7 protein-coding genes and 1 pseudogene are annotated in these 12986 nt (G+C 37.6%); 2 read left to right on the top strand and 6 right to left on the bottom strand.

Annotation, left to right across the window (positions count from 1 at the left end; all coding sequences use genetic code 11):
• The 3 genes and pseudogenes from H4J67_RS12880 to H4J67_RS12870 form a co-directional block, all read right to left on the bottom strand.
• Window positions 1-1550, bottom strand: a 1550-nt coding sequence (locus tag H4J67_RS12880) for a S8 family peptidase (protein ID WP_182203962.1), incomplete at its 3' end; no start/stop codon positions are given.
• A 269-nt stretch (window positions 1551-1819) separates the two neighbouring features.
• Entirely contained in the window at window positions 1820-4756 is a 2937-nt protein-coding gene (locus H4J67_RS12875; protein WP_182172744.1) for a sigma 54-interacting transcriptional regulator, read from the bottom strand.
• A gap of 988 nt (window positions 4757-5744) precedes the next feature.
• Window positions 5745-6895 (bottom strand): annotated as a pseudogene (locus tag H4J67_RS12870) (IS110 family transposase).
• 119 nt (window positions 6896-7014) lie between these two features.
• Between H4J67_RS12870 and H4J67_RS12865 the strand changes: the two are divergent.
• A complete protein-coding gene (locus H4J67_RS12865) occupies window positions 7015-7284 on the top strand; it encodes a hypothetical protein (protein WP_182172741.1) in 270 nt (89 codons plus the stop codon).
• Window positions 7285-7857: 573 nt separating this feature from the next.
• Here the strand turns inward: H4J67_RS12865 and H4J67_RS12860 are convergent.
• A complete protein-coding gene (locus H4J67_RS12860) occupies window positions 7858-8262 on the bottom strand; it encodes a hypothetical protein (RefSeq protein ID WP_182172738.1) in 405 nt (134 codons plus the stop codon).
• Window positions 8263-8390: 128 nt separating this feature from the next.
• Window positions 8391-8630 (bottom strand): hypothetical protein, encoded by a 240-nt coding sequence (locus H4J67_RS12855; RefSeq protein WP_182172735.1) that lies wholly within the window; start codon window positions 8628-8630, stop codon window positions 8391-8393.
• 933 nt (window positions 8631-9563) lie between these two features.
• On the opposite strand from H4J67_RS12855, the gene H4J67_RS12850 reads away from it, so the two are divergent.
• Window positions 9564-10910: an AarF/ABC1/UbiB kinase family protein gene (locus H4J67_RS12850; RefSeq protein WP_182203960.1), complete on the top strand. Its 1347-nt coding sequence runs from the start codon at window positions 9564-9566 to the stop codon at window positions 10908-10910.
• 118 nt (window positions 10911-11028) lie between these two features.
• Here the strand turns inward: H4J67_RS12850 and H4J67_RS12845 are convergent, their stop codons facing one another.
• Window positions 11029-12768 (bottom strand): Mur ligase family protein, encoded by a 1740-nt coding sequence (locus tag H4J67_RS12845; RefSeq protein ID WP_220471651.1) that lies wholly within the window; start codon window positions 12766-12768, stop codon window positions 11029-11031.
• Between the last annotated feature and the right edge of the window lie 218 nt (window positions 12769-12986).

Here is a 12986-nt window from a genome sequence, read left to right as displayed (position 1 = left end):
TAACCTACCCGCAGAACATAACCTTCACCCCGCAAGTAACCATCACACCACATATAACCATCACGCCACATATAACCATCTCGCCACATATAACCACTATCAGAGGCGTAACCACCATCCCAGGTATACTCATTAGTGCCTTCAATGTAGTAGTTACCCGCTTGGTCGCGTCGAGCTGGCCCAGCATAATGCTGCTCTCCTTGAATATCCATCTCAATATCAAGCATACTATTTGCACAATCTGTTTTGGTACTATAGGCAGCTTCATAAGCATTAATCATTCCTGCCCCTTGTTGAAATATACTATAGGCTAACTTTCCTTCAGATGATAACGCAGGTTGTGCTGTTGCCATTAATTTACATTTAATCATGTCCGGTGTTAATGAGGGATCTTGTTGTAATATTAACGCAATAGCACCTGTTACTACTGCTGTTGCTTGCGAAGTGCCTGACATCGCAAAATGATTTTTACTAGAAAAGAAATCGTCATGCGCTTTACCTATTACTGTTTCTTCTTTCATTAAGCCTAATAAACGAGAACCTGGCGCAACAATCTCTGGTTTAACAAACCCCTCAATGGTTGGCCCTGATGAAGAAAATCCGGTAAGAATATCATCAGTGATCAAGCTGGTTTTATTATTGCTCATTGCCCCAACCGTGATGATATAAGGTACATTACCAGGCACGCCGATTGTCATGGCTTCTGGCCCTCTATTTCCAGCAGAAGCAACAACCACAATACCTGACTGCCATGCAACCATCACGGCTTGGTTAATTGGATCGTCCCAATACAATGATTGTGGTTCTGCACTAAATGATAAATTTAATACACGAATATTGTGAGTATCCTTATTGCTAACTACCCAGTCTAATGCTCTAATCACATCTAAATAACGACCTTTACCTTGATCATCAAATGCTTTTACACTGACAATATTGGCATTTGGTGCTATCCCTGTGTAGTTTTCTTCATCTTTTTGCCGCTCGCTGCTAGTAGCAATACTCGCCACATGACTACCATGGCCACTTTGATCAGATGAAGCATTATCTACCTCGTTTTTGATCGCATCAAATTGCACTAATAATCGTATATCTGAGGTGATATTTTCTGCTATATTTTTTAACTTTTTATCAATCCCCGTATCAATAAATGCAATCGTAATTCCACTGCCATTGATATTGCTGTCATGAAGGCGATCTGCTTCAACTCTTGCGGCATAATTTAAATCAGGATTTAAATCGCCAGAATCATCTCCTTTCAAATCATCATTTTCAATGGTGCGATTTTGATAGATAGCGCGAATATTAGCATAGCCTTGTAAGGTTTTTCTTTGTTGCTTTGTAAGATTGACTCCAATAGCTTTGATGATAGGTAATGTATGAGTAATTTGGCCACCGACACGTTCAATTAAACGGGTAACTGATTGGATATCTTTCCCTTGAACGATAAAACTTTGTGTTGGCGCTTTAGCTGTCATCCACAAAACGGTTGTAAAGATAAGAGATAAAATCCCTATTAATAATATTGCTTGTTTTCTGCTAAATGTCATAAATACCATCCTAGTTACTGACCATGTTTTATTTGAGGAAATGTACCAAAGAAAATGCACATTACTTGTTAAAAGATTTATGAACAGCAATGATTGCGCCAATTTATTTTAAATCAATATTATCATATGGTTAAGGTTTTGCAGTAATAATACTTACAACGTGGTGCGCCATAATTTAATTATAAACAAAAAAAATGGCGCACAAAAATTAAATATTCGGCGCGCCATAATTTTAATGATTATTACTTTTTTGCTTTAATTGATATTTGCTAGCTTGAGACTAACTTTCGTAACGTAGGTTCACTTACCGCCATAAGCTGGGCTGTTAAACTAACATTATCAGGGATTCTGAGTTTTATTTGACTCAGTAATTTTATCTTACTCTTTTTAATCATATCGATATCAAGTTTAATAAGTTGCGTCAGTAAAGATGTGAGTTCAGACCAATTTTTTGGACGAGGCGCTAAGCCTGCTTGCTTTTTATTTTCTGCTTTTTGTAATTTCCGACGAAAAGTACTTTCAGGGATACTAAGTAATGATGCCGCTTGGCGCGAAATATGATTAGAAACTTGATACGCGATAAGAATCAGATCATCATTCAGCCAGCTACCTAGCGGAATTGGCACTATAGGAGTATTTTCAGTAATGGCACTTATTTGCTGCGAGAGCTGCTGCTCAAGTTGCTGCCATAGCGTATGAATTGAAATTGTATCACTCAATTGCTCTGTCATTATATTACCTTTTTCACTGCTGACTTTAATATGAGAAGTATCCATATTTTGATCAATCATAGTATTCACATAATTATGATGAGTTTTTGGGGGATTAATGCCGTCAATATCTAACGCTAAGTTATGTGGAGATAGTATATTTCCTTCACTGAAAATTACTGCCTGCATGACTTTATGCTGTAATTCTCGTACATTTCCAGGCCAATGATAAGATAATGCCGCTGTGGCGGCTGACGGGCTCAATTGCAACTTTTCTTTATGATATTGTACACTGAACTTAGTCATAAAATGTTTGATCAAGTATAAAATATCTTGCGATCTTTCTCGCAATGGTGGCACGTGAATCTCAACAGCATTGAGTCGATAATACAGATCGGCTCTAAATCGACCTGCACTAACCTCTTTAGCTAAATTACGATTGGTCGCGGCTATAATTCTGACATCAAGGACTTGGGTCTTACCTCCACCAATAGGGGTTATTTGCTTTTCCTGAACGAAGCGCAATAACTTACTTTGAACATCTAGTGGTATTTCCCCGATTTCATCAAGCACTAAGGTACCGCCAATGGCATCTATAATACGCCCTAAATTCCGCTGTTCCGCACCTGTAAACGCTCCCTTTACATGACCGAACAACTCACTTTCAATTAAAGCATCAGGAATCGCCCCACAATCTATCAACACAAAAGGTTTGTCGGCTCTTGAGCTAAGTTTATGTAACGTATGAGTGAGTAATTCTTTCCCTGTGCCTGTTTCTCCAACAATGAGTACTGTCGCATCGGTTACCGCAACTTTTTGTATTTTATTGACCAGTGCTTCCATCTGTATAGAGCAATAAACCAGATTAGAAAACTGTATTGCCGAACGTAACTCTTTTAACTCTTGCTGCAGACGTAACTGTTCAAGTTCTTGATTACGCTTAAGTGTTGTTTGTAGAAAAAGTCGCTCAAAAGCAGCACTCAACTGACTGGTTAAAGCATCTAAGAGTAAAACTTCACCAATATTAATCAATAAACTGTCTTCGGAACCATCGACATATAAACAACCTATATAGCTACCCTGAGCAATGAATGGAAAAGCATATGCGTATAATGGTGAACTTTGATTATTTTCGTCAAATACGATTTCGACATTGGATATTTTACTTCTACATTTATCAACTAAGGCTAGCTGTGGTTCCGTAATGCTGTGTGAAGGTAACAAATCAACTTTACTTTGTTTTTGTGCTTGCCGCCCAATAATTAAAGCGGCGTTGTCATTTGACGCCTCAAGGAAAAGGTAAATATTTTTAACAGCGAAAGTAGCTAATAGTCTTTCAATAAAATTTGTTGCCAGTACTTTCTGCTCAGTAGCCACAGAGACCATTGACATGACATCCCATAGTAACAACATATTCCGATAATCTTTACTTTCAGAGGTGGTAAAAATCCCCTGTAATTTGTCTACTTTTTCTTTACATTGGCTAACAAGCGCTTTATGCCATACTACCGATATATTTTGACCTTTAAGTTTTGCAACGTCCAGTGCTTGCTCTGCTCGTAACAGTAACGTTTGCAATGTTATATCTGTTGACATAGTATTTAAATTAAGGCTCTGGCCAAAGTTGAATGCAATTGAGCAGGTGTTATTTAAAAAGTTAGCCTGTGATAGATTTATTGTTAATTGTTCCGTATATTTTTGGCATTGTGCCAAATCGTCATTCCTCTCCGTGGCAAAAAAAGGTAACACAACAGCAAATTGTGCTGCACCATAACGGCTTATAAGCGTATGTTCAGCAAAGCTAATTTTTAACCTATTGGCTATTTCAATAAGAATACTATCTCCAGCTTTACGTCCATATTGCTTATTGATTTGTTTAAAGTCATTAGGATTAATTAGGATAACGACAAATTTTTGTTTCCTTTTTTGTAATTTCGCTATTTGTATTTTTAACTCATTACGAGTAAATAATTGCGTTAACGGGTCTAAAAGACTTGACTGCCATTGCTGACAATACGTTGATAAGGAGCCAGCAAAAGCCAGTAGCATTTTGTATAGACTTGTTGGTAGATGATTTTCAGAAAACATATTAAGTTGTTCGTTATTTTCATAACGTAGCCCTAACCAACAATAATTTTTTATTTTAATAGGGTTTGTTTTTAGTTGTAGATCACCTGAATTTTTTAGTGATATCTCAGTGGCTTTGTTTAGGTCTATTCTAAATATTTTAAAATAATTATCGTTTTTTGGAGTTACATTAACAAAAAGTTCATTGGTCGTATTTCTCTCTGATCTTAAATTTTCCTGTACTTGAATAAACTGATGTGCATCTTGTGGGGTGGATAATGGATAAATAGCAAGTTTGGGATTTAACTCAATAAGAATTTCACTATTTCTATGTTCAGTTAGTGCAGGCAAATAAAGTACTGCGTTTACTGTCTGGCAAAATTCTCTAATCATTTGCAAGTAGAGGTTAATTAATTCTTTAGGCTGCAATATCAACTCAAATTTCAACTCATTTTAATAGATTACTATCAACTCATAGCGGGTTTCTGCAGAGCAGTGAATTTATCTTAAAGGCCTTTATATAACGTTTTTTAGATAAACTACCCATTTTTCATAATAGACAATAGTATTGATGGCTGAAAATCCGAAAAAGCCCATCTGGAATATCATACCGACCGATTTGACTGAAAAGGAATTCAATGAAATTGTCTTACCTCTCCTTCATGTACCAAGCCGAGAGCCTTCACCAAATCTATCCATCATACCGTCTTTAATTGCATTCTCAACTTTATGCATACAGGATGTCAATGGAAAAAAGGTTTAGCCACATATTTTAGCATTGATATTATTTCTTTGTGCTTATCTTTATCATAAGGCAAATTAGTTTTCGTTGTATAATTATTTTTTGCAGTGGCTGCAAGTTAAACATCCGTAATTTATAAAAATTATTTCATTAGAACTGTGTATCAGTAGCATGAAGAGATCGTCTGCATCATTGACCTAGCCTAAGTTACACTTGTTGAATGTTAACCTGTTGATATGGAATAATAAGTTATATAAAGACCCCACATGCTAATGATATTTAACAAATGACAGTTGGCTAGATTCCGCTTCACTTTACATTTTAGCCAACAATTAAAAGCTTCTTAATGGGGCTTTGGTATGACTTTTCACGTTAAGTTAAATACACTGATCCTTGTTCATTAATTTAAGGACCTTTTATTCACTTTTTTAATTGAGTGAGTTAACGCATAGAATGAAACAAGTAATTTCGTCGTTTATCATGCCGATATTTGTGGATCACTAACTTGTTAATTAGCAGGGTCTACCTTACTCATTTCGTTGTGGCACCTGTCTTCAGTCTACGTTTTTGGTTCAATAACCATTAGGTTATTGCCGTTCCAACACCGTCGGTGATTGTGCCACACCCGATGCTTGAACCCATGCGCTAACTCAACACTTTTTCTTATAAAATGACTCATGTGGGCACTATTGATAGTCGAAGATTTACGTCAATTTTTGGTAGTACGACCTTTCGAGAAATAGCCCCAATATAAGCGTTCATTTCTTTAGCAATAGCCGTGACGACATCACGGTGTTTGCCTTTTACATCAAACGATTGTATCGTCTGCATAACCTCATTTGTGCTGCCATAGCATACCAACAATTTCTTTGTTTAAGCCTTCCTGCCTAAGTCACATTTCTTTTGATACATTGACGTTTTGTTTGTACGAATGTGCACTTTTGACCAGTAGTCGTCTTGTATGGCTATTACCGCATTTGGTCATAGCCCCTAAGTGATTTTTTGCACCACTTGAATGTTCACTTGGTATCAGACCAAGGTAGCTCATTAATTTTCTGGGGTGGTCGAACCGTGATAAATCGCCTAATTGAGCAATAACGCCAGTTGCGACTAATAATCTATCCCCACGCATAACCTGTATCGCTTTGACTACCGGATAAAACCGCCAACGCTTCATTTGATGGGTTAATTCATAATCCAACGTTTTAAATGTTTTAACCTTTCGGTAATAGTTGAAACGGCTTCTTGTAAAACACTTACCTTGGCAGGGATGAGGTCGTACTAATTCATCCCTGCCAAGGTAAGTGCTGTAATGACCAGTTATCTTTTACTTTGCTGTTGATGTTGTTCGTAACAGCAAAGCTTTTAGTTGGTATTTTGCATCTTTTAAATCTTTGATGCTGGTTTTACGGGCGTGTGATAAATCGCGAACGGTTTCATCTTTGGGCTCAGGGACATAGATAGGGGGTAAGTCTTGAGATTTAAGTAATTTAGCGAGGTTAAGGGCATCACGCTTATCGATTTTTATTTTCTCTCCTGGTTTTTTTAGGGGAAAGCGAAGGAGCGATACCATAACAGCAATGATTAAATCTGGTCAGTAAACGGTAAATCCAATAGCGACAAGGATCTGTTTCGTAAACAAAATTAAGTGTGGCATCTGGGTATTTTGATTGTAATTGTCACGCTAGTTATTTAAAAGCGGCTTTATTACTGAATATTTTACCAAGATGTGTTGATTTAGCGCCACGCTGGTCTTGGATATATGCGACATCCGTGGATGTTTTATGGGTATCTAAGCCAATAAAAAGTATGTTGTGTTTTATTATGCTAGCCCCTGTTTGATAATGTTGACACATATTTTATAGCTCTGGTTTGTAAAACTAACCCACGTTCAGAGGCTCGTGCCTCTTGGGGAGTCACTGTATCTGTGTGTTTTAGGAGTAGTATGCGTAAACAGGACTTTATTAAAAGGCGTAAAGAGTTTGAGGAGCGTTTCAAAAGGAATGATTGGATTTATAGTACTGTCTTTATTTTATTAATTTTCGCAAATTATTTTGTTGTTAGTGTCTGGGATTTGTTACCTGAAGATTGGGTGTGGCTTTATTTAATCATTCTCTTTGCATTTATATTTGGTAATATAATCGTATTAACAAGTTTCATGCTCATCAAATTAAACAATCAGGGCTTAATTGTCGCTCGTGTAAAGAGCCATTAATGGCCTAACAAGCTTATAGCTACGATAATTGTCTTATGTGGTGTGAGTCAGTATTTAGGTAAGCCAATACTTAATAGCCATTCAAGCAGGACAAATAACAGTTGATTATTTGCGCATTCGTCGCTTATTTTAGCCAACTATTATTTTCCTCTTAATGTGGCGTTATAACTCATAATTTCCCATAATTGGTGGTACGGTATGATTTATAGTTTCTAACTTACTTCCCGCCCTGAGCCTGATATCAAGTTAAATTTAACCTGAAATCAATGGAGAACCCCTATATTTTAAAACCCGTAAATATAGTGAGTTATTATAAGGTTTTGCATCTTGCCAGCACTTCTACACAATCCTAATCCATTTGAATGCTAGTGTTTGAAGAGCTGCTTGGTGAGAACTACTTCTCTCTCTTTGTTGTAGATAATACAAATTAGCCCAGTAATATTTTAGGCGAGAATGACTTGCCCATTTTATAAATTTTTGTCGTAAAAATGTTGAGTATTGCCAGCGCCAATGAACCCAAGACTTTTAGCCACTTCTTTCTGTTATAGGCGCAATACCTGCGTATTGTTGCACTTAGTTGGCTGATTTAAACCTATCTCTCTGCTCTTCGAATGCAGCAAGTAACCGCGAGGACAAGGCAGCACCTGCGCCAGGTAAACTATTGAAAATAGGAGCGACAGGAAGTTTTTTCATTAGTTCTGTTATCGCTTTATTATACTCTTGAATGCACTTCATTGAGTTGACAATGCGTTCAACATAGGAAACCACTAACATTGAATGACTGTCAATTATGGCTTTGTCATCCGCGAGAGGATTGGTTTTTTTTATCAGTGACAGTCGATTATCAACAATGGCAGTGTTATGAATACCATGATCATTGAAAAACTTTGTTAAGGTAGACTTATGGGCTTTGTAGCTTGTTGAATGGTTGGTCATCAAGTAATAAAAGCACAAAAAATATGTGTGTCTTTTTTGCAAAACCATTCATTCGCCTGAGGATAATCCTGTTTGATTGCATTAATCATCTGATTAACCACTCGTTGTTTATCATCTACTACCTTTCTCCTATGCTCCACTAAAAAAAACAGTTTACGCATGTTGATGCTTTACTGGTTTACAGGAGGAAAATGATTTGGGTAACGAAGCATAAGCTCTAATGCAAACTCAGCATCAGTGGGAGCATTTTTAGCTTTACTGGTTTTAAAAGCTGTTCGGTATTTTGCAAGTGTTGTTGGGTTTATTGGAACAATTACAAGAAAATCATATTGCTGTAGGGCATAAACGATAGGCCCTCTTCTTAACTCAACGGCAATAGGTGAACCAAATCTTTTATGAAGCCCTTTCACCCATTTATCAATTTCATTTACTTCATGCTTAATAACAGAAACTTACGTTTACCTGTGAGTGGATCCTAAATGTAAATATCGTATTTGTCATTTGCTCAATCAATACCAACAAATACCTTGTAGTTAGTCTTACTTAAATGTGAAGTCATGCCAATCTCTTGTTTCATATATACATGTGTTCCCAAACTCTTCGAAAGCAATATAATAAGTAGTTTAAGCAAGCCCTGAGTATTCGTTTTAAAGCTAGGGCGTACCTATGACATCGAAAGTAAAGCGGTGACCATCAAAATGATATCGTATCAATATTCGTATGAAATAGGCACATGATCTGAACACCCTAATTATAGGTTTATTCAGACCAAAAGGACTATATTCGTATATTAGTGAACATAAACTTACCTAGTTTTGAGGACTAAATCAGGTCAGCAGTGTGCAATAGTGACGGTTAGTACTATCTCGTTCTGAAGGCGAGATCGAAGTACAAATCTGTTATCTTTATAAATGCGCTAAGTTATTAAATGCAATTAAATCATAGCCTTAATTCCATACCAAGAGCTGACTTATAGTGTTAGCTCACAAATTTTAGTAACTGCTTGTTTTCGTTAATGGAAGCAAGCAGTTTTCTAAAATCCTTTCATATCAATCTGTGCAATTCCAAATAATTTTATAGAGTAAGCTACAGGGAACTTAAGGGCTTTCTATGTTCTTTAACTTACATCTCATTTTAGTCTTCGAAATATATGAATACCTATAAATAAGGTAGTAATTGAACGTGTTGAAGTAACCTGTCTTTTTTGATTCTAATGTCATTGGTTGTTGGCTTAATCTTTGTTAATCTTATTCTTGTCCCTCAACGCTTGCTATAAATAGCAGGGAGGTTAGATTAAACACCACTAAGGTAATAGTTAACATGCCCAACGAAGCCATTTTGCGATGACAGAAAAACGTAAAGAGCGGAAAGTACCTTCTGGAAGAATTGCTCGTCTCGCTAAATTGGGTGGTTTGGCCTCAGCGGTTGCCGGCAATATTGTTAAAGGTGCGACAAAACAAATGCTCAGTGGTCAGCGTCCATCATTAACTGAGTCCTTACGTAATATCGACAACGCTATATCTATCACCAAGCGTTTAGCACATATGCGTGGCGCAGCGATGAAACTTGGTCAACTACTCTCCATGGATGCCGGTGAATTACTGCCTATCGAATGGGAACCTATTCTTTCACGATTGCGCCAAGAAGCTGATCCTATGCCTAAGGCGCAACTACTGAAAACCTTGGTTGCGTCTTGGTCTAAAGATTGGCATCAACAATTTAGTTCTTTTTCATTTACCCCCATCGCATCGGCAAGTATCGGTCAGGTTCATCGGGCAACACTAAAGGATGGTCGTCAGTTGGCGATTAAGGTCCAGTACCCGGGTGTTAGAGAAAGCATTGACAGTGATATTGATAACGTCATGAATTTACTAAAACTCAGTGGTGTTTTACCTAAACATATTGATTTGACTAGCGTGCTTGCTGAAGCAAAAGCCCAGCTTAAAGCTGAAGCTAATTATTTGCAGGAGGCGGAATTTCTTAACACTTATCGTAAAAAGCTGGGTAACGACCCTCGCTTTATTGTGCCCTTTGTTGTTGACGAGCTAACGGATGAAAATATACTGACGATGGAATATATCGAAGGTTCTCCCATCACTGATATTAGTACGATGAGTGCTGGTATTGTGGATTTAGTCTGTAGCCAATTAATGGATTTAACTTATCAAGAGCTATTTACGCATAAACTTATGCAAAGTGACCCCAACTTTGCTAATTTCTTGTATCAGAGCGACACACAAAAAATAGTGTTACTTGATTTTGGCGCTTGCCGGCAGCTTTCTCAACATACTTCAGTACATTATCTTGCTATGGCTGATGCTATGCAGCGCCAAGATAATAACGACATGCGTTTAGCGCTGTATTCGCTTGGTTTAGTTGACAATAATATGAGTGATACTGCAATAGATACGGTGCTAAAGACTTGTTTTGAAGCCAGTTATTGCTTACAAAGTAATACGGGCTACAACTTAAAAAAACAGCAACTGATTAAGCGAATTAGAGAGGTTAGTATGCCATTAATTACCGATAAAACAGCGATAGCATCTCCGATATTTGAAGTTGCATTAGTCAATCGAAAAATTACTGGTATGATATTGCTAGCCAATAAGTTAGGTGCGACACTCGATTTTAAAAGCGCTCTTGCTCCTTATTTACTGGAAAGCGCAAAGCAATCAAACGATGAAACCTAACACAATCGACTTTTCAAAACAGAAGCTGCTGTTTTAGTCTTTTAAAAGTAAACTTTAGTAACCGCCTGAGCTATTTCAAATCGCTCAGCGGCATTCTAAAGTTCTCTATTATTGAACTTTATTTTTCATTTGTCTTTTTAGTTAATAACTCGATCACTTCATTTCGTTCAGATAAAACGATTAACAGGGCTAAATCATTAGCTGACAGTTGATTAACAATTTGTTGCGCACCTTGATAAGGACCCTCTGAAAAATAGATGTTATCGGCAGACATACCAATTTCAATCGCTACTTTAGCTATTAAATTTGATATTTCGCCAAGCTCTCTTCCTCTTAAGTACTCGACAGTTTCGGCCGCAACCAAGATATCAGGTTTCATTTTTAAGGCTGATTTTGTCATTTTAATAATATCGTCATTGCTGCGATCACCGGCATGACTAAGCATCAAAAACTTTCGTGATGCTGGTATATTGGCCATGGTCAGTGCCATGGCATTCATACCATGAACATTGTGGGCAAAATCCATAATAACCGAAGCGCCATTGAGTTTAAATTGGTTACCGCGGCCTGGATTATCGTCAACATTACTTGAAAAATTTTGTAAGGCAAGACCAATCACTGCGCTATCTATGTGTAAGCTCTTAGCTAAAGCGGTCGCCCCTAAGGCATTTTGAACATTATGTTGGGCAGCGCCGTTTAATGTCATCGGTATATCGTTAACGGCAACGATCATCGATTCAAGGCGCTCACCAGTGCTGGTATTTTGCGTACAATAAAAAATTGCGCCGTCACGGATGAAACAAATAGCACCACCAATGGCTTTATGCTGTTGAAGTACTAGATTATTTTCATTTAATGAAAACCAACATTTATTAACAGTTAATGTTGGTGCAAGTGCTGTTAAATACGGATCATCAGCATTGAGCACTAATACACCACTGGTTAGCGCTTTTGCAACAACCGCTTTGGTTTGTGCAAGCCCGGCTACGGTATTGATACCATATTGCCCTAAATGGTCTTCAGCTATGTTGGTAATTAATGCGGCATCAACGTGATCTATGGGCAGGCCACGGCGCAATATTCCGCCGCGCGCGACTTCTAAAATAGCTGTTTCTGTTTCTGGATGTCGAAGTAACATTCGTGCACCACCGGGTCCTGAATAATCACCATAATCTATTATTTTTTCGCCAACACGAATAAAGTCAGTCGAGGTGACACCGCAACATTTATCAGACTGCTTAATAATTTCAGACATGATACGCACGGTGGTTGATTTTCCGTTAGTGCCAGTGACCAATGCAATAGGAATTGATTGGTAGTGTTGCCAATTGAGCTGCGTTGGATCTGGTAATGATGCCACTGGCCAGCGTTGACAGCTTTTACCGTAACCTAACGAAAATTCATCATCATCAACTAAATAATCGACATGATTCTTTATGGCTAAATCTATTAAGTTAAGCAGAGCAGGGTTAGCCTCTTCGACAATCATTTGTTTAAGACGAGTGATGGTTTTATCCATTTCTTGTTGATGATTGTCACTTATACTGCCGGTTAAAATTTTGCTACACGCAAAATCCCATGCGGCTTCGTTGACATCGCAAGATGCATACAGGGCATCCATTGGCGCACTTATCGCAAGGCTTATGCCGTCTTCAAAAATACGATAACACGTAGATTCATCTTGCCAGTTGACTGCTGCCAATAACTGATTAACGTAAATTAACCATTGATCAACGACTGTTTGCTTATCGATGCCTGAGACAAAAGCGTCAATAATCGCGCCGGATTTATTCCATAATAAGCTTTTGCCGGTAAGTCGTCGCTGGTCATCTAATGTTAAGGTTATAGTGTTATTCATGGTATACCAATTTGATTAAATTTATTCCCAACGCAGCGCTGTTAGGAAAGTGAGAAGAAGGTAAAGCTGTATCAATATAATTGTTCACTTTGAGACGGTTTTGTTAGGTCATTATTTGTATCACAAGCTCGATGATGATTTTAAAAACTAATACGCAGCTTTATTGGTTTAACAATAGGCTGCGCTAGTCTATGCCGCTAGGTTATGTTGGTAACACA

Source organism: Colwellia sp. BRX10-4 (genome assembly GCF_014077465.1).
In the GTDB taxonomy this organism is placed as follows: domain Bacteria; phylum Pseudomonadota; class Gammaproteobacteria; order Enterobacterales; family Alteromonadaceae; genus Colwellia_A.
Note: the sequence above shows the minus strand (reverse complement) of the source record. Positions and strands in the feature narration are given on the sequence as shown.